An 18,324-nucleotide genomic window follows, 5' to 3' on the forward strand; every position below is an offset into this window, starting at 1 on the left:
GCCCATCCCCGCGCCCCCCGGCCCGGTGCCGGAGCGGTGCCGGAGGGCGCTTCGGCGCCCTTGCCGGTCCCGGCGCCGCCCCCCTCTTTGGCCAATCGCCGCACCGCCTGCGCACGGGACTCGACCTGACGGGCGCGTTCACGCATTATCGGAAAGGTGGTAAGAGGGACACGGCATCACCCATGTACGATGCATTCTTCGGGCTGGCGCACCGACCGTTCGGCGTCGCGCCATGCGAGGGGTCCGTGCATTGGACCGACCCGCACTGGCATGATTTCGAACGCCTCCGGCTGGCGCTGATCGACGGCGCGCCTCTGGCGCTGGTGCTGGGCGATACCGGCACCGGCAAGACCACCTTCTTGCGCGCGCTTCTGCGCGACGAGACGCTGGCCGACATCTTCCGCCCGGCCTTCCAGACCAACCCCACCGGCGACGGTCCTGCGCTCCTGCGCTGGATCCTCTCGGCCTTCGGCGCCGAGGCGGGCGCGGCCGATCTCGATACGCTGCTGGCCCGGGTCGAAACCGTGCTGGCCGATATCCGCGCCGCGGGCAGGCTGCCGCTGCTGGCCATCGACGAGGCGCAGGGCCTTTCGGATTGCGGGCTCGAGATGCTCGACCGGGTGGCGCATCCCGACCGGGGCGACGGCGCGGCCTTTCAGGTGGTGCTGGCCGGGCTGCCCGATCTCGAACCGCACCTGTCCCAGGCCCGCCCGTCCTTCCTGAGCCTCGCCGAGGACAGCGTGGTCCGGCTGAAACCGATGACCGCGGCCGAGACCGCCGATTATATCCGCACCCGGATTGCGGCGGCCGGAGGTTCCGCCGGGACGCTGCTGGATGCCGATGCCATGGCGCTGATCCATGGTCAGGCCCAGGGCGTCCCGCGCCTGGTCAACGTGCTGTGCGACCGCTGCCTGAATGCAGCCTTCGCCGCGCGCCAGCCCCGGCCCGATGCGGCGCTGGTGCGCAGCGTTCTGGCAGACTGGACCGACCCGTCCGGCGCCGACAGCTGCGTCTTCGAGACGCCCGATGCGGGCGGGCCGCAGGCGATGCCCCGTCCCGCGCCCCATGCCGCGCCCCATGCCGCCCGCCCGGCCGGCCCCGCGCCGATGCCGCCCGGGGCGTCCCCTGACGCGGCTCCCGCGGATCGGTCCGGCCCCGCGCCCGAAGCCGATCCCATGGCCGGGACGACCGCGGCACACCCGCCAAGCCTGCCCGACACGATCCAGTTTCATCTCCCGTCCGACCCCGCACCGTCCCCGGCGGCACCGGCGGCACCGACGGCACCGGCGACACCGGCCGCGCCGATGACGGACCGGATCTCGGCGAAGCCGTCCCCCGCCCCCCTCGCCCCCCTCGCCGCGCCGCCCGCCGCGGCCCCGGCCGTACCTGCCAGCAGGCGCAGCCGGGGGGGGCGTGCCATCGCCGCCCTTGCCGGGGCCGGGATCGGCCTTGCTGCAAGCCTGGGCGCGCTGGCGCTTCTGACCGGTCCGGGGCGCGATCCCGCCGCGGAGCCCGGCACCCACGAACCGCGACTGGCCGCCTCGGGTCAAGCGGCGGGCATCGGACCCGACGCCGCCCTTGCGCCTTTGTCCGACCGGCTGGCCGAGGCCCGCGCCGCCGCCGGAGCCGCCGATGCCGAGGCCCGCGCAGCCGCGCGGCGGCTCGACGATACCCAAGCCCGGCTCGTGGCCGCCGAGAGCCGCCTTGCCGCGACCCGGACCGAGCTTGACGCCATCGAAACGCGGCTTCGCGCCGCCAGTGCCGAGGCCGGCACGGCCGAAATCCGCCGCGATACCGCCCGGTCCGAGGCCGCGCGCGCCGAAGCCGGTCTGGCCGGGCTGCGCGACCGGATCGCCGAGGCCGAGCTGCGGCTTGCCGCGCTGACCCGGCGGATCGACGAAACCGGGGCCGAGCCGCTGATCGGCCTGTCGGCCACCGCCGCCACGCGTCCGGCCCCGAAGCCCCCGGCCGCGGCGCTGGCCGCCGCAGCCGTGCCGCCCGTCACGCTGCATGCGGCCCCGTCCGATCCGCGCGCCGCACAGCGCCTCTATCGGCAGGCTCTGGCCAGCACCGACCTGCTCGACATCGCCATCGCCTATTCCCGCGCCGCGGTGAACGGTCAGGCCCGGGCGGCCTATTATCTGGGCCAGATCTACGAGGTCGGCGACGGCGTGGGCCGCGACCTCGACACCGCGCGGCAATGGTACATGACGGCCTCGGTCGAGGTCGACGCCGCACGGGCGAGGCTGTCGGACCTGCCCGAGCGCCCGGCCGAACCCGAGCGCGCCCAGGCCTGGCCGCTGGCCTCGGCCCTGTCCGACGGCGTGGCCGAACTGGTCTGGCAGGGAAGCGGACCCTTCGTGGTCGAACTGGCGCCCGAGCCGGGGCCGCCCTCGGCGGTCTTCGCAACGCCGCTGACCGCCGCCCGGATCGCCCTGCCCTCCCGGCCCGCGCTGGCCTGGTGGCGGGTGCGGGCGGGCACCGGCGCCCCGACCGAGTGGCAGCCGCTGACCCCGGAATAGCCCTTTCCCGGATGCAGGGGCCGCGAAGACAGGGCCTCAGCAGCCCCCGATGGCGTCGCAGATCCGGCGGCGGTAGGTCGCGTTCGCGGCACTCATCGCCGGTTCGGCCGCAGGGGCCGTGTTGCGCGTGCAGGGCAGCGTGAATTCCGGATCGAGCCCCATGTTCACGCAGGCCCCGACCTCCCAGCCGGGCGGAATGTCGGTCAGGTCGACCTGCGTCCATTTCGGATGGCCGGTCTCTTTCAGCTCGGCGAACTGCGCCAGCACCAGATGCGAGATGCTGCGCACCGCGTCGCAGCTGGCGCGGTGATAGCCGTTCTTGCCGATCTGGTATTCATAGGTCATCAGCACCGCCTTGACCGCCACCGCCTCGACCGGATCGCTCTGGAAAGGATAGGTGTCGGCGGCGATCGTGGCGGGCGTATAGACCGCCTGCAGCACCGGATCGGTCAGCGCCAGCAGATGGAACCGCTCGGCGGAAATCCCGGGATCCTGGAACAGCCTGGTGGGCGCGCCCGCCACATAGAAGAAGGCGTCGATCTCGCCCGCCAGCAGCTGCCGCAGCGACTCGTCGGGGCCGATGGTCACGCGCTCGGCCGCGACCTCGGTCAGGTCGAGCACCAGCGTCGCCGTCACATAGGTGCCGCTGTCCTCGACCCCCACCGCGACCCGCTTGCCCGCCAGATCGGCGAGGTTGCCGATATCGGACCGGGCCAGCAGGTGAACCTCTTCATTGTAAAGCGGAAAGGCGATCCGCACCCCGGCGATGGTCTGGGCGATCTCGGGATCGTTCGAGGCATAGGTGCGCAGATATTCCAGCACGTCGCTCTGGACGATGCCGAACTGGGTAAAGCTGCGCTGCCGCACGCCGACGAAGTTTTCCAGCGACCCCGCGCTTTCGCGCACGTTCAGAACGATGCCGCACTCCCCGGCGATGCGGGCGATGTCGCGGCCGAACTGGATATAGGTGCCGGTCGGTCCGCCGGTCAGGATGTTTTTCTCGAACTGCTGGGCAAAGGCGGGCCCGGCGGCAACAAGGCCCGCCAGCGCAAGCCCTGCCAGACCCCCGTCGCGCAGGGCGAAAATGGCGCGCCGGGACCGATGGAAAAGGGACATTCTCAAACACTCCTCTGCGCAGGGGCAGGCGTTAACACCGGCCGAGACCGCGGATCAGCGAAACGAGCGTCTGGCGGTTGATCCCGCCGAACACGGTGCGAAGCGCGTCGGGCGCGCACATTCCCTCGCCAAGCAGGCGTTCCAGCTCGGCGCGTTCGGCCGGACTGGCCTCTTGCAGGCCGGTGGCCGCGGCCACCGCGCGGGCGACGGCATCGCCCGAGGGCGCAGGCCCCGCGCGATAGGCGGGCCGCGCCCCAGGGGCGGGCGACGACGGAGCCATCACGGCCGCCGCGGCCGGGGTCTCGGGACCGGAGGTGCCGGTCCCTGTTTGGGACGCGTCCGGAAGCAGGCGGCGCGCGGCCTCGATGTCGGAGGCAAGCCGGGTCGCGCGGGCCTCAAGTCCGGCGACCCGGGCTTCGGCGGCCTGCTCGCGTTCCTCGGCCATCGCGCGCGCCTCTTCGACGAGGGTGGCCGCCCGGGCACGGCCATCGGCCATCGCGGTATCGGCCTCGGCCCGGGCCTGATCGCGCATCCGCGTGGCGGCCTCGGTGTCCTGCCGCAACCGGTCGAGCGTCGCGCGCGCTTTGGCGATCTCGGCCTGGAGCGCGTCTTTCTCTGCCCCCGCGGCGCGGACCCGGTCTGCCAGGGCGGCAGCCTCGGCTTCGGCGGTCGCGGCCGCCGCGCGCGCCGCCTCGGCCCGGTCGCGCGCCTCGGCCTCGGCCGCCATCGCCTCCTCAAGCGCGGTCTCGATCCCGGTCAGGCGGCCCGTCGCCTCCTGGGCCCCGGCCTCGGCCTGCCGGCGCGCGGCTCTTGCGGCGTCCGCCGCCGCTCCGGCCTCGCGCGCGGCGGCTTCGGCGGCGGCCAGATCCGCCCGTCGCGCCTCAAGTGCGGCCTCGGTCTCGGCGATCCGGCCTTCGGCCGCGGCGAGTGCGGACCGAGCCGCCTCGGTCCGGTCCTCGATGTCTTTCAGCGCGGCCGTGGCGGCCCCGGTCCCGGCCCGGGCGTCGTCGGCCTCCCGGATCGCGGCCTCGGCCTCGGCCAGCCGGGGCGCCATGTCCTCGATCTTCTGGCGGGTGGCCGCCAGCAGCGCCTCGGCGGCCGCCTGTTCGGCCTCGGCGCGCTCGGCCGCCGCCTGAGCCTCGTCGCGGCGGGCGCTGGCGCTTCGATTGTCCTCGGCCAGCGCCGCTTCGGCCTCGGCCCCGGACGCCGCCTCTGCCTCTGCCTCGGCCCGGGCGGCCCTGGCCGCCTCGGCAAGTTCGGCCGCCTCGCGCCGCGCCGTCTCGGCCTCGGTGCTCAGACGGTCCAGTTCGGCCCGGGTCGCGGCCGCCCTGCGGTCCGCCGCCTCGGCGGCCTCGGTTGCCGTTGCCACCCTGGTCTGAAGCTCTTGCAGACCTGCCGCCGCATCGGCCTGCGCCGTCCTCAGCTCTTCTGTCCCGGCGTTCAGACGGTCGCGCTCGGTCGCAAGCTCTGCCAGCACCGCCCGCGCGGCCTCGATCTCTGCGGTCAGATCGGACAGTTCGGCTTTCGCGGCCCCGGTCGCCGCGAGGCGGTCCTCAGCCTCTGCCTGACGGCCGGTCAGGTCCTCAAGCCGCGCCTCGGCCTCCGCCAACTCGTTCAGCGCCGTCCGAAGCCGGTCCTGGGTCCGCGTCAGCACCGCCTCGGCCTGGGCGCTTTCTTCGGAAAGCGCTGCGATGATGCGCCGGTAAGAGGCTGCCTGCTGCGACAGATCCTGAACATCCTCAGCGGTCAGATCAAGGCCGGTCGGCGCCGCCTGCTGGCAGATCCCCCCCGTGGCCGACACCGACAGCAAAGCCGCCGTCGCGGCCAGCCAAGCAAAGCGCATCCGTCCCTCGCCTCGTCAAAGCGGTCCCCCCGGACCGGATGACGCAAGTGTGACCTGCCCTTTCCGTCAAGGCAAGGGGGCGCGCCGGTCCGTTCCGCGGCAACCGCGCCGCTTGCCCCGGAACTGGAACGGGATCAGTCGAATTTTCATGGATTTCCGGGGGGACGTTAAGCTTGTGCAAAACCCGCTGCCGCAGGATCGCCCGCGGAACAAAAGACGAACCGCAAATGCTGTGCCCCTGCTCTTTCCGCGCCCCCGCGCCCGATCCGCGCCCCGCCGACGCGTCGGTACCGTGACCGGCTCGCTCTCTGCCGTGCTGGCCGGGGTCAATGTCGGCCGCCGGTTCGTGCTGCTGACCGCTGCGGGTTACCTCACCGCGCTGGCCGCGATCGCGGCGGCGCTGTGGCTTGTTGCCGTCCCGGCGCTCCACAAGCTGCACCTGGCCGCGCTCGAAACCCAGGCCCAGACCCGGGCAGGATCGGTGCAGGACACGCTGAGCCTGGTGCTGGCCGATGCCCTGTCGCTGGCCCACGCGCCGCAAACGGGCGCCTATCTCAGCTCTGACGCGGCGGCCCGGACCACCCGGATGCGCCGCGCGCTCGAGCGGCTGAGCGACGGGGTCACCGCTCAGGTTCTGCTTTTCGACCGCAACGGGACGGTCCGGCTTCGAACCCCGGGGGTGATGGTGCGTCCGGTCTTCGGCCTGGCCGAAACGCGGCAAGGGCTCAGCCAGCTTTCCGTCGGCCGCATCGGCGGCGAACCCCTGATCTCGTATCGCCCCGGCCACGGCGGCAACAGCGCTGACTCGGCCTTCCTGATGTCGATCCCGGTCTTCGCGGGCGGCCAGCCGCGCGGCATGCTGGTGATCGAAAAGCACCTCGATCTCAGCCGCGTGCTGACCGGCGACGCGGTCTCCGCCAAGACCCGGCTGGCCACCGCCTTTCAGGTCGCGATGTATGCCGACTGGACCGGCCATCGCGACGACCTGATCGCCGCCCCGGTCGCGGGCACCGACTTCTTCGTCGTGATCGAGCGCAATACCCGGCTGACCGGGCGGCTCGCCCGCGAGATGGGGCGCGAGGTCGTGCTGTTCACCGGGCTGGCTCTTCTGGTGCCGTTCGTGGCGATGGGATTTGCCGGCCGCCGCTTCATCGTCGCCCCGCACCGCGCGCTGGAACAAAGCCGCCGCGATCTGGCCGCCAGCCGGGACGAACTGACCGAACTCGCGCAGATCGCCCGCATGTCGAGCGACTCGATCGTGGTCTCCGACGCCCAGCGGCGCATCGTCTGGACCAATCCCGCCTTCCTGGCGCTGACCGGCTACACCGCCCGGGAGGTGCTGGGCCGCGATGCCGATACCCTGCTGCAGGGCCCCGGCACCGACCCGGCGGCCGGCCGGCGCCTGCGCGAGGCCATCGCGCGCAAGGAACCTGTCCGCGCCGAGATCCTGAACTACCGCCGCGACGGCACACCGTTCTGGGCCCATCTCAGCATCACGCCGATTTTCGACGCCGATGGCCGGGTCATCCGCTTTGCCGCGATCTCGACCGACATCACCCGGCGCAAGACCTATGAGGGCGAGCTTGAGCGCGCCCGGCACGAGCTTGAACACCAGGCGCTGCATGACAGCCTTACCGGCCTGCCGAACCGCCGCGCCCTCGAGCGCCTGTTCGCCGGGATCGACCCCGAAGGCGACCCGCGCAGCGTGGTCCGCATCGACCTCGATCATTTCAAGAACGTCAACGACACCCATGGCCACGCGGCCGGCGATCATGTCCTGATCCGGGTCGCCGAGATCCTGCGCGAGGGCACGGATCCGGGCGATGTCCCGGCCCGGATCGGCGGCGACGAATTCGTGATCGTGCTGGGACCGGGCCGCGATACCGACGACGCGATACGCCTGGCGGACCGTCTGCGCAACGAAATCGGCCGCGATATCCCGTACCAGAACAAGACCTGCCGCATCGGTGCCAGTTTCGGCATTTGCGGCACGGGCGACGGGCTGGTCGACATCGGCGCGCTTCTGGTCAGCGCCGACGCCGCGCTTTACGCCTCGAAGGATGGCGGGCGCAGCGCGATCACGCTTTACACGCCCGATCTGCATCGCGACGTCCAGGAAAAGCGAAGGCTCGCCGTCGAGATCGAGCGGGCCGTCCTGAACGAAGAATTCCTGCCCTATTTCCAGCCCCAGTTCGACGCCGTCTCCGGCGCGCTTGTCGGGGTCGAGACGCTTGCAAGATGGCACCATCCGGTGCGCGGCATCCTGCCGCCCGCCGCCTTTCTGGGCCTGGCCGCGCAGATGTCGATGATGCCCGAAATCGACCGCATCATCTATCGCAAGGGCTTGCAGGAGGTCGCCGCCATGAACCGCGCGGGCTTCGACATTCCCAAGGTCTCGTTCAACGCGGGCGTCGCGCAGCTGCGCGAAACCGACCTGCCGGGCATCGCGGCGGCCATCGACATCGGCCCGACCCGGATCGCCATCGAGATCCTCGAAAGCGTGCTGGTCGAGGAACAGACCGACGAATTCGGGTTTCACGTCGATCTTCTGCGCGACCACGGCTTCGGGATCGAGATCGACGATTTCGGATCGGGCCACGCATCGGTGGTGGGGCTGATGCAGCTCGCGCCCGACGTGATGAAGATCGACCAGCGGCTGATCGTCCCCGTCACCCGGACCGAGCGCGCCCGCCAACTGGTGCGCAGCATCGTCGATATCGGCCACACATTCGGGATCGGGGTAACCGCCGAAGGGGTCGAGACCGCCGCCCATGCCGAGATTCTGGCGGCCCTCGGCTGCCACACCCTGCAGGGCTTTCATTTCGCCCGCCCGCTCGCGCCAAAGGACCTTTGCGCCCGGCTGAGCGAGGGCGAGATGGGACGGGGCCGGGACCCCGGCGCCTCCTCCGTCGCCTGAGCGGGACGCATACGGCCAGGTTTCCCTCGGGCTTCAAGGTTTTCGTAACCCATTCGGCGTAGGACCGGGAGTGACTTGATGAGCAGGGAGAATCCCGTGACTGGCTTTGCAAACGAGATGTCCCCGGCGTCGGCGATTCCCGGCCCGGACACCGCGGCCGCGGAGGCGACTGCCGCCGTCGAGCCTCAGCCGACCCACCTTCTGACCATGTCCCGCGGCGCGCCCGAGGCCGTGCCCGCCTCGGCGATGCGGGTGCTGCGCGCGATGGGGGTCGAGGCCGTCATGATGCCCGGTCAGGGTGTCGGGCTGACCTTCCGGCGCGAGATCCCAAATTTCCTGCGGCTCGATCCCTTCCGCCTGACCGATCTCGCCCCCGCCGAATTGCCGTCCGACCCGGCGGCCGAGGTCGAGCTCGCCGAGACGGATGGAACGGACACGGCCGATGCGGACGCCATGGCAGAGGACTCGGCGTCCGAAGAGATGCCGCCCGAAGCGACCGATGAAACCGTCGAGGACCTTGCCGAAGACAGCTTTGACCTCGGCGCCGGGAACGTGGAAGACGCCCTTGGGAACAGCCCGGCCACCGACCTTGCCGGGGCCGATGTTCCGGAGTCCGATCCGGACCTGCCGGACACCGACTTTCCCGCGCTCGATGAGGCCGGTGCGGAAGAGACCGGGCTCGACGTGCCGGCCGAGCCGGGTGACGCCGAACCGCTCGGCGCCGATGCGATGGCCGGGGATGTGGACGAAGGCCTCTCTGACGAGGCCCCGATGGACCTGACCGGGTCCGGGAGGCCCGCCGACGACGAGACGGCCGCAGAGATGGACGAGGGTGTCGCTCTCGGTGCCGTGGAAACCGTGGCCGAGTCGATGAAATTCGGTGCCGACGAGTTCCATCTCGACGCCGCTGAAGACGACTCGCTCGACACGGTGGGCGAAGACATGCTTTTGGAGGACGAAGGCATGCCTGCCGAGGCCTCCGAGGACCTCGTCTCCGACGAGATGGGTCCCGAAGACACCGGTTCTGTGGACACGGGACTCGAAGGCGTGGGCCTCGAAGACATGGGCCTCGAAGACATGGCCGAGGACCCGTCCGACGCAGCGTTCGACGTTCCTGGCGAGACGGCCGAAGACGACGCCCCGGAGCTCGCGCAGGAATCCGCAGCGATCGACGCCCTGACGGATAGCGCGCCCGACGATATCGGTGCCGGTCTGGACACCGACAGCGCCGAGACTGCGGAGCTCGATCCCGGGACCGGGACCGAAGGTCCGACCGGCGGCGACACCGGGCTTGACCAGATCATGGACCGGCTCGACCTGATCGAATTCATGCTGTGCGGTCAGCGCGACGGCGAGGCCGGTTCGGCCGAGTCCGATCCGGGCGAAAGCCTCGGCACGCGGATTTCGCAGATCGAGGCCGGGCTGGCCCGGGTCGAAGCCGAACAGGGCCGTCTTGCCGAAGGGCTCCAGCGGGTCGAGGCCGCCGTGTCCCGGATCGAGGCCGCTCTCGAGGGGCTTGCCGGGCAGGCGGCCGCGTCCGCCGCGCCCCCTGCCGATGGCGCCAGCCTTGGCGACGCGCTCGACGCGGTGGATCAGCGGATCGAGGCCATTGCAGATCGGTTGACCGAGGTGCAATCGTCGCATTCGGGCGAGATCGCCGCGCTGATCGAACGGATCGAACGCCTCGCCGAAACCCAGCCCGAGGGCAGCGTCAGCGCCGATGACATCGCCGCCCGCGCCATCGAGATCGATGCGCTGTCAAGCCTCGTCACCGCGCTTTCGGAACAACTGATGGCGGGCCAGGGCGGCGGCGAACGGAAGGACGGCCTCGAGGAAGTGCTCGAACGTCTCAACGCCACCCAGGAAAGCATCGCCGCCATGGTCAGCCAGCTGGTCGAGGGCACCCCCGCCCCCGAGCGTCAGATCAGCGCCTGATTTTCGTCCGGGCCTCCGCGTCCTCCCCCCTTGCGCGGCCCCGGACAGACCGGCCCCCGGCCCCGATTTCGGGACCGGGGGCCGCCTTTTTCCGCTGACCTGTTCGAAGCCTCTTCCCCGCGACGCCCCGGCGCCGGACCAGACATGTTGCATGGAGCGGGCCGTTCCAGAGATCTGGCCGGATATCGGCGTAAGCCGAGGCGCAGCACGAGGGATCACCGGCCCGATCTTCTCGAAAGCACCGAAAGAGCCGTCACGACGGCACCACGGTGATCAGGCCCGGGAAACGCGCTTTTTCGGGCGACTCGGCATCCGGGCCATAACCAGGGGCTCCCCGTTCCCGGAGGGCCGAAGCCGTCGATTGAGGCGACCGGTCTCAGCCCGCCCCCTGCGTCGAAACGGCCCGGACCCGGAAGCCGCGCCTCAGGCCGCCGCAGCCGCGACCGCCCGCCCGGTCAGGACCCGGATCAGATGCGCGCGGTAGTCGGGCGAGCCGTGCAGATCGCCGATCATGCCCTCGGGGTCGACGCTCAGCCCCGCCACCGCTTCGGGCCGGAAATCGTCCGACAGCGCGGCCTCGGCCTCGGTCCAGCGGAAGACCCCGTCTTCCGAGGCGCCGGTCACGGCCACCCGCACCCCGTCCGCGAACCGCGCGACGAAGACGCCCACCAGCGCGAAGCGCGAGGCCGGCTGGGCGAATTTCACATAGGCCGCCTGTTCGGGCAGCGGAAAGCGCACCTCGGTGATGATCTCGCCCTCTTCCAGGGCGGTCGCAAACATGCCCTCGAAATAGTCGTCGGCCGCGATCTCGCGGGTATTGGTCCGGATCATGGCGCGTGAGGCCAGCACCGCCGCCGGATAGCAGGCCGAGGGGTCGTTATTGGCCAGCGATCCGCCGATGGTGCCGCGGTTGCGCACCGCCGGATCGCCGATATGGGCGGCCAGATCGGCCAGCGCCGGGTAGGTCGCCGCCGCCTCGGCCGCCACCGTCGCATGGGACGTCGCCGCGCCGATGCAAAGCGCGCCGTCATCGGCCACGCAGATGCCTTTCAGGTCGTCGATGCCGGTCAGGCTGACCAGCCGGGCGGGGCTGGCCAGCCGCTGCTTGAGCGCCGGGATCAGGGTCTGCCCGCCGCCAAGCGCCTGCGCCTCTTCCTGCCCCAGCGCCGTGACGGCCGCGTCGAGCGTGGTCGGACGGTCGATTTCGAACGCATACATGGTCTTCTCCTCAGCCCTGCATCGCCGCCCAGACGCGCGCGGGCGTTAGCGGCATGTCGATATGGGTGACGCCGGTGTGGCCCGCGCGCTGCAGCGCATCGACCACGGCATTGACCACCGCGGGCGGCGATCCGATGGCGCCCGCCTCGCCGCACCCCTTCACGCCCAGCGGGTTATGGGTGCAGGGCGTCGCGCAGGAATGATCGACGCGGTAGAACGGCACATCGTCGGCGCGCGGCATGGCGTAGTCCATGTAGGAGCCCGACAGAAGCTGGCCGTAGTCGTCGTAGGACGCGGCCTCCAGCAGCGCCTGGCCAATACCTTGCGCGATCCCGCCATGGACCTGACCCGACACGATCATCGGGTTGACGATATTGCCGAAATCGTCGGCCGCGGCAAAGGAACAGACGGTGACCTTGCCGGTCTCGGGATCGACCTCGACCTCGCAGGCATAGGCGCCCGCGGGATAGGTGAAGTTGTTGGGGTCGTAGAAGGCGGTTTCCTCGAGCCCCGGCTCGAGTTCCTCCAGCGGGTAGTTGTGGGGGACATAGGCCGCGAGGGTGACATCGCCCCAGGCCACCGACTTGTCGGTGCCCGCGACCGAGAACTTGCCGTCCTTCAGCTCGATATCCTCGGGCGCGGCCTCCATCAGGTGGGCCGCGATCTTCTTGGCCTTGGCGATGATCTTGTTGGTCGCCCTGACCATCGCCGAGCCGCCCACGGCAAGACTGCGCGACCCGTAGGTGCCCATGCCCATCGGCGTGTTGGCGGTGTCGCCATGGACGATCTCGACCATGTCCTCGCCGATGCCGATCATGTCGGCCACGACCTGGGCGAAGGTGGTCTCGTGCCCCTGCCCGTGGCTGTGCGAGCCGGTCATCACCACCAGCCCGCCGGTGGCGTTGACCCGGACGGTCGCGCTTTCGTAAAGCCCGGCGCGCGCGCCGAGCTGGCCCACAAGCTGGCTGGGTGCGATCCCGCAGGCCTCGATATAGCAGTTGAGCCCGAGCCCGCGGAGCATGCCGCGGGACTTGCTGTCGGCAAGGCGCGCCTCGAAACCCGCGACGTCGGCGATCTCCAGCAGCTTGTCGAGGGTCGCGTTGTAATCGCCGGTGTCATATTCGACGGCGACGGGGGTCGCGTAGGGAAATTCGGTGATGAAGTTCCGCCGCCGAAGCTCGACCGGGTCGATCCCCATCTCGCGCGCGGCCTTGTCGATGACCCGTTCCAGCTGGAAGGTGGCCTCGGGCCGCCCGGCACCGCGATAGGCATCGACCGGCACGGTATTGGTGAAGACCGCCTTGACGTTCACGTAGATCAGCGGGGTCTTGTAATTGCCCGCCATCAGCGTGCCGTGCAGCCAGGTCGGGATCGAGGGGGCGAAGGTCGAGAGATAGGCCCCCATATTGGCATGGGTCTCTGTCCGGAGCGCCTGGAAACGGCCCTCGGCATCCAGCGCCAGTTCGATCCGGGTGACATGGTCGCGGCCATGGGCGTCAGAGATGAAGGCCTCGGACCGGGTGCAGGTCCATTTCACCGGGCGCCTCAGCTGTTTCGCGGCGAAGGTGCAGAAGGCTTCCTCGGCATAGTGGAAGATCTTCGAGCCGAAGCCGCCACCCACGTCAGGGGCGACGACGCGCAGCTTGTGTTCGGGGATGCCCAGCACGAAGGCGCCCATCAGCAGCCGGATCACATGCGGATTCTGCGAGGTGGTGTATAGCGTCGAGTCCTCGGTCGCGGGGTTGAAATCACCCAGGGCCACGCGCGGCTCCATGGCGTTCGGCACGAGCCGCTGGTTCACCAGATCGAGGGTGGTGACATGGGCGGCGGTCTCGAAGGCGGCGTTGACCGCCGCGCGGTTTTCCTCGACGAAGCCCCAGTCGTAGCAGAGGTTGTTCTTCAGCTCGTCATGGACGAGGGGCGCGTCGGGGTCGAGCGCGGCTTTCATGTCGAGCACGGCCGGAAGCTCGTCGATCTCGACCTCGACCGCCTCGGCGGCATCGCGGGCCTGTTCGGCGGTTTCGGCGACGACGACGGCAACCGGGTCGCCGACATGGCGGACCTTGCCGCGGGCCAGCACCGGGTGGCCGGGTTCCTGCATCGGCTGGCCGAAGCGGTCGGTCACCAGCCAGCCGCAGGGCAGACCGCCCACCCCCTCGAAATCGGCGCCGGTGAAGACGCGCAGCACGCCGGGCATGGCCTCGGCGGCGGATGTGTCGACCCCGGTCAGGCGGCCATGGGCGACCTGCGAGCGCACGAACCAGGCATGGGCCTGCCCGGGCAGGTTGATGTCGTCGGTATAGCGGCCCTTGCCGGTGAGGAACCGCTTGTCCTCGCGCCGCTTCGAGCTGGCGCCGATGCCGTGATCTTTCGGCATTTTTTCCTCCCTGATACGATCTTTCTGCGAAAGATCGGTCCGAATTTTCTGCGAAAATTCGTGTTCGCGTTACTCGGCGGCGATGGCGTCGCCGCCGATGTCGCTGACATCCTGGCCCGATGCCGCGAGGATCGCCTTGACGATGTTGTGGTAGCCCGTGCAGCGGCAGATATTGCCTTCGAGATAATGCCGTATCTCGGCCTCGGTCGGTTTCGGCGTCCCGGCCAGAAGCGCTGCCGCCGACATCACCATGCCCGGCGTGCAGAAGCCGCATTGCAGCCCGTGATGGTCCTGAAACGCCTGCTGGATCGTCGAGAGCGATCCGTCGGCATTGGCCATGCCCTCGATCGTGGTCACCTCGCAGCCTTCGGCCTCGGCCGCGAACATGGTGCAGGATTTCACCGCCTGGCCGTCGACATGCACGACGCAGGCGCCGCACTGACTGGTGTCGCAGCCGACATGGGTACCGGTCAGACCCAGAGTGTCGCGCAGGAAAGACACCAGCAGCGTCCGCCCCTCGACCTCGCCCGACACGGGCTTGCCGTTCACCTTCATGCTGACCTTGGTCATTTTTATCCTCCCTGGGTCCCTGTCATTCCGCCTCGGCCTTGCGGGTCATCAGCCGCCCGAGCCAGCCCTTGCCTTTCGGCGCATCCTCTGCCGGGTCCGCGCCCTCTGGTTCGGCGCCCGCCTCGTCCGTTTCCGAGGGGCCTTCGACGACCTCCTTGAAGCGGGTGAAGAACTGATCGCTCAGCTTGTGCGCCACGCCGTGGATCATCCGGCTGCCGAGCTGCGCGAGCTTTCCGCCGACCTCGACCTCGACCTCGTAGCCGAGCCGCGTGCCCTCGGAGATCTCCTCCAGCGTCACCCGGGCCGCGCCCCTGGCAAAGCCCGCAGCGCCCCCCTTGCCCTCGCCCGACAGGGTCAGTGCCGAAGGTTCCTCCATGTCGCTGAGGGTCACATGGCCCTTGAAGGTCGCCTTGACCGGGCCGATCTTCTGCAGAACCGTCGCCTCGAACCCGTCCTCGGGATTGCCCGACAGCTCCTGACAGCCCGGCAGGCAGGCCTTCAGCACCTCGTCGGTCAGCAATGCCTCCCACACGGTCGCGCGCGGCGCGGCAATATCATGCGTTGCAGCGAGTTTCATCTTGAGCCCCCTCTTCGCACCCAGCCTAGGGTGCCCGCGCCTCGGTTGCTATTCGACCAAGGGATTATATCCCCCGTCATACTGCCGGCGCGGTCGCCTGCCCAACCCGCCGGTCCGACCTTGGTGCCGATGGGCGCGGCGCCGCCCGCATGCTAGGCTCCGCCAGACCGCAACCAGCCGGGAGACCCAAGGGCCATGACCGCCGTCCAGAACCGCCCGGCCGCAGGACCCGCGCCCCGCCGCTTCGACACGGCGATGGTGATCGACGACCATCCGCTTTTCTGCGACGCGCTGTCGATGACGCTGAAATCGGCCGTGGGCATCGCACGGGTCGAGACCAGCGATCACCTGGAGGATGCGCTTTCGCGGCTCGGCCAGGCGCCGCGGCCCGATATCGTGCTGCTCGATCTGAACCTTCCCGATGTCACCGGGCTCGACGGGCTGATCCGGCTGAAGACGGCGGTCGGAGAGACCCCGGTCGTGGTCGTGTCCTCGATGGCCGACCCCAGGCTGATCGGCACAGCGATCCGGGCGGGCGCGGCCGGCTTCGTGCCCAAGCACAGCCCCCGCGACGTGTTCCGGGCCGCCTTCGCCACGATCGCCGAGGGCGAGGTCTACGTGCCGGACGGCGTGGTTCTGAGCGATCAAACCGGCGCACCGGCCCGCGACGACGCGATCCGGCGGCTCGCGCTGCTGACGCCGCAGCAGGGCCGCATCCTGCAACTGATCTGCGCGGGCAAGCTGAACAAGCAGATTGCCTTCGACCTCTCCATTGCCGAAACCACGGTAAAGGCCCATGTTACGGCCATCATGCGCAAGCTCGGGGTCCAAAGCCGGACCCAGGCGGTCCTGATCGCCCAGGAAGCCAGCTTCTCCGGGGTGATGACCGACCCGAGCTAGCTGCAGGCCAATCGGCCCCGGAACCTGCCGGGGCGCTTGATGGGACGTCGTCTTTGGGAGGAGATGCATGGACCGCACCGCGATACCGGGCCGAGGACAGGTCCGATGCACCACCGCCGCGCGGATTTCCGCATGTCCGACCGCCTGATCCGCCCGCCGGAACCGCCCGAGGACCGGGAGGACCGGGTCCACCGGATCGCGACGCTTCTGACCGGACGAGGCGCGTCCGAGCCCACGGGCCCGTCGCTGACCGACCGCGCTGTCCTGCTCGAGGACGAGGTGCGCGCCCGCACCGACGAGCTTGAACACGCGCTCGACCTGCTCAACGAATCGAATGCGCGTCTGGCCGCGGCGAACCGCGCGACCGAGGCCGCCCGCGCCGATCTGGCCAATGCCATCGAGACGCTGCAGGAAGGCTTTGCGCTTTTCGACGAGGCCGACCATCTGGTGCTGTGCAACAGCCGTTTCGTGATGCAGATGCCCGATGTGCGCGAACAGCTTCGGCCCGGGCTCGGCTTTCAGGCCTATGTCGAGGCGGTCAGCCGGTCGCGGTTTCTGACCCTGCCAGACGGCGACACCGCCGCGGACTGGGCCGACCGCCGGATCGCCCGGCACCGCGACAACCTCCATACGGTCATCAATATCAGCCTGCTCGGGCATCGCTGGATCCAGGTCAGCGATCACCGCACCCAGGACGGCAAGACGGTGATCCTGCAGACCGATATCACCGACATCATGCGCTCGGAACGGCGCGAACGCAGCCGGATGCTGGACGATCAGGCGCGCATGGTGCGGGCCACGCTCGATCATATCAACCAGGGCGTCTGCATCTTCGATCCCGACCAGCGCCTTGTCGGCTGGAACCGCAAGGTCGGGGCGATGCTGTCGATCCCGGTGGCCCAGTTCCGGCTGGGCGCCGATTTCGACCGGCTGTTCGGCCAGCTTGCCGCCGACCCGGCGCTGCAGGTCGACATCGCCCCCGAAGCGCTTCTGACCTGGGTCCACCGCACCGACCGCCGCCCGCCGCTTCGGTTCGGGCTCAGGCGGGGCGAGGCCCTGGTGCTGGAGGGTCTGGCCGAAGAGATGCCCGACCGGGGCTTCGTCATCTCGTTTTCCGACGTCACCGCCGCGCGCCGCGCCGCGGGCGCGCTGGCCGAAGCCAAAAGCCATCTCGAACAGCGGGTTCTGGAACGCACGCTCGATCTCGAGGACGCGCTGTCGGTGGCCGAACGGGCCAATGCCTCGAAATCGCGCTTTGTCGCGGCGGCCAGCCACGACCTGCTGCAACCGCTGTCGGCCGCCCGGCTTTACGTCTCGTCCATCGTCGAGGATCTGGCCCAACCCGACCACCGCGAGGTGCTGAGCCGCGCCGAAACCGCGCTGGAAAGCGTCGAAGGCATCCTTGAGGCGCTCCTTGACATCTCGACGCTCGACAGCGGTCAGGCGGCGATCTCGCCCGAACCGGTCGGCATCCGCGATCTCTTTGCCCGGCTGCAGAGCGGCTTTGCCCCCCATGCCGCGCTGAAGGGGCTGGATCTGAGGGTGATGCCCCGCGATCTGACCGTGCGCACCGACCCGGGCTATATCCGCCGGATCCTGCAGAACCTCGTCTCGAACGCGATTCGCTATACAGAAACCGGCCGGGTCCTGGTGGGCGCCCGTCGCCAGGGAGCCTCGCTGAGGCTCGAGGTCTGGGATACCGGCCCCGGCATCGCCGAAGAGGACCAGGAGGCGATCTTTCGCGAATTCCACCGGCTCAATGCCCGCGCCTCGGCCAGCGAGGGCATGGGGCTGGGGCTTGCCATCGTCGAACGCGCCTGCGCGCGGCTCGGCCATCCGCTGGGGCTCTGGTCGCGGCCCGGGCGCGGCAGCGGTTTCTTCGTCACCGTGCCGCTGGCCGAGCCTGCGCCCGTCCGTCCCCCGGCCCCGCCGCTGCCCGAGGCGACGCCGGGGCTGGTCGCGCTGTTGATCGAGGACGATCCCGAAATCCGCCGCGCCCTGCCGATGCTGGTCCGGCGCTGGGGCGTCGACGTGCTGGACGTCGCCGATGCCGACGAGGCGCTGGCGCTGCTGGCCGAAATCGACCTCAAGCCCGACGCGGCCCTGATCGACGACCGGCTCGGAACCGGGACCGGGCTCGCGGCGCTCGACCGGATCGAGGCGCGCTACGGCCCGATCCCGGCCCGCATCGTCAGCGCGAGCCGCAGCCCCGACTTTGCCGCCGCCTGCCGGGCGCGCGGGGTCCAGATCCTGCCGAAACCGCTCTCGCCCGAACCGCTCCGCGCCTTCTTCGCGGATGTCTCGCACCGCCGGAACGGTCAGACCTGAACCGCGATCCCGGCGCGTCCG

Annotated in this window: 11 protein-coding genes; 5 read left to right on the forward strand and 6 right to left on the reverse strand. The window is 70.1% G+C overall.

Features of this window, described 5'->3' with window-relative positions:
- Window positions 1–182 precede the first annotated feature (182 nt).
- The gene (locus EV657_RS03605) at window positions 183–2,522 is read left to right on the forward strand and encodes an AAA family ATPase (protein WP_134077158.1); all 2,340 of its coding nucleotides are present in this window, start codon (window positions 183–185) and stop codon (window positions 2,520–2,522) included.
- Between the two features lie 36 nt (window positions 2,523–2,558).
- Here the strand turns inward: EV657_RS03605 and EV657_RS03610 are convergent, their stop codons facing one another.
- Together EV657_RS03610 and EV657_RS03615 are read right to left on the reverse strand one after the other, a co-directional pair.
- On the reverse strand, window positions 2,559–3,638 hold the full coding sequence (locus EV657_RS03610) for a TAXI family TRAP transporter solute-binding subunit (protein ID WP_134077159.1): 1,080 nt from the start codon (window positions 3,636–3,638) through the stop codon (window positions 2,559–2,561).
- Window positions 3,639–3,669: 31 nt separating this feature from the next.
- On the reverse strand, window positions 3,670–5,481 hold the full coding sequence (locus EV657_RS03615) for a coiled-coil domain-containing protein (protein WP_134077160.1): 1,812 nt from the start codon (window positions 5,479–5,481) through the stop codon (window positions 3,670–3,672).
- A gap of 292 nt (window positions 5,482–5,773) precedes the next feature.
- Between EV657_RS03615 and EV657_RS03620 the strand changes: the two genes are divergently transcribed.
- Together EV657_RS03620 and EV657_RS03625 are read left to right on the forward strand one after the other, a co-directional pair.
- Window positions 5,774–8,398, forward strand: coding sequence for a putative bifunctional diguanylate cyclase/phosphodiesterase (locus EV657_RS03620; protein WP_166673633.1), 2,625 nt, complete (start codon window positions 5,774–5,776; stop codon window positions 8,396–8,398).
- Between the two features lie 96 nt (window positions 8,399–8,494).
- Window positions 8,495–10,333: a putative sodium/potassium/calcium exchanger gene (locus tag EV657_RS03625; protein WP_134077162.1), complete on the forward strand. Its 1,839-nt coding sequence runs from the start codon at window positions 8,495–8,497 to the stop codon at window positions 10,331–10,333.
- A gap of 423 nt (window positions 10,334–10,756) precedes the next feature.
- On the opposite strand, the gene EV657_RS03630 is transcribed toward EV657_RS03625, so the two are convergent.
- The 4 genes from EV657_RS03630 to EV657_RS03645 all read right to left on the reverse strand — a co-directional run bounded on the left by EV657_RS03630 (window position 10,757) and on the right by EV657_RS03645 (window position 15,075).
- Entirely contained in the window at window positions 10,757–11,551 is a 795-nt protein-coding gene (locus EV657_RS03630; RefSeq protein ID WP_113669859.1) for an FAD binding domain-containing protein, read from the reverse strand.
- Window positions 11,552–11,561: 10 nt separating this feature from the next.
- Entirely contained in the window at window positions 11,562–13,928 is a 2,367-nt protein-coding gene (locus EV657_RS03635; RefSeq protein WP_134077163.1) for a xanthine dehydrogenase family protein molybdopterin-binding subunit, read from the reverse strand.
- A 69-nt stretch (window positions 13,929–13,997) separates the two neighbouring features.
- Window positions 13,998–14,498 (reverse strand): (2Fe-2S)-binding protein, encoded by a 501-nt coding sequence (locus tag EV657_RS03640; RefSeq protein WP_134077164.1) that lies wholly within the window; start codon window positions 14,496–14,498, stop codon window positions 13,998–14,000.
- A 22-nt stretch (window positions 14,499–14,520) separates the two neighbouring features.
- Window positions 14,521–15,075: an SRPBCC family protein gene (locus EV657_RS03645; protein WP_075786027.1), complete on the reverse strand. Its 555-nt coding sequence runs from the start codon at window positions 15,073–15,075 to the stop codon at window positions 14,521–14,523.
- Window positions 15,076–15,270: 195 nt separating this feature from the next.
- On the opposite strand from EV657_RS03645, the gene EV657_RS03650 reads away from it, so the two are divergent.
- Window positions 15,271–15,975, forward strand: a complete 705-nt coding sequence (locus tag EV657_RS03650) for a response regulator (RefSeq protein WP_134077165.1) — start codon at window positions 15,271–15,273, stop codon at window positions 15,973–15,975.
- Between the two features lie 132 nt (window positions 15,976–16,107).
- Window positions 16,108–18,303, forward strand: coding sequence for a hybrid sensor histidine kinase/response regulator (locus tag EV657_RS03655; protein WP_134077166.1), 2,196 nt, complete (start codon window positions 16,108–16,110; stop codon window positions 18,301–18,303).
- Window positions 18,304–18,324 lie beyond the last annotated feature (21 nt).

Source organism: Rhodovulum visakhapatnamense, from assembly GCF_004365965.1.
GTDB classification, from domain to species: Bacteria; Pseudomonadota; Alphaproteobacteria; order Rhodobacterales; family Rhodobacteraceae; genus Rhodovulum; species Rhodovulum visakhapatnamense.

What these genes read in the sequence shown, in the direction of transcription:
- EV657_RS03615 (WP_134077160.1), bottom strand. Translation starts at nt 5,481, where the DNA reads ATGCGCTTTGCTTGGCTGGCCGCGACGGCGGCTTTGCTGTCGGTGTCG.
- EV657_RS03655 (WP_134077166.1), top strand. Translation starts at nt 16,108, where the DNA reads ATGTCCGACCGCCTGATCCGCCCGCCGGAACCGCCCGAGGACCGGGAG.
- EV657_RS03635 (WP_134077163.1), bottom strand. Translation starts at nt 13,928, where the DNA reads ATGCCGAAAGATCACGGCATCGGCGCCAGCTCGAAGCGGCGCGAGGAC.
- EV657_RS03610 (WP_134077159.1), bottom strand. Translation starts at nt 3,638, where the DNA reads ATGTCCCTTTTCCATCGGTCCCGGCGCGCCATTTTCGCCCTGCGCGAC.
- EV657_RS03630 (WP_113669859.1), bottom strand. Translation starts at nt 11,551, where the DNA reads ATGTATGCGTTCGAAATCGACCGTCCGACCACGCTCGACGCGGCCGTC.
- EV657_RS03645 (WP_075786027.1), bottom strand. Translation starts at nt 15,075, where the DNA reads ATGAAACTCGCTGCAACGCATGATATTGCCGCGCCGCGCGCGACCGTG.
- EV657_RS03605 (WP_134077158.1), top strand. Translation starts at nt 183, where the DNA reads ATGTACGATGCATTCTTCGGGCTGGCGCACCGACCGTTCGGCGTCGCG.
- EV657_RS03650 (WP_134077165.1), top strand. Translation starts at nt 15,271, where the DNA reads ATGACCGCCGTCCAGAACCGCCCGGCCGCAGGACCCGCGCCCCGCCGC.
- EV657_RS03640 (WP_134077164.1), bottom strand. Translation starts at nt 14,498, where the DNA reads ATGACCAAGGTCAGCATGAAGGTGAACGGCAAGCCCGTGTCGGGCGAG.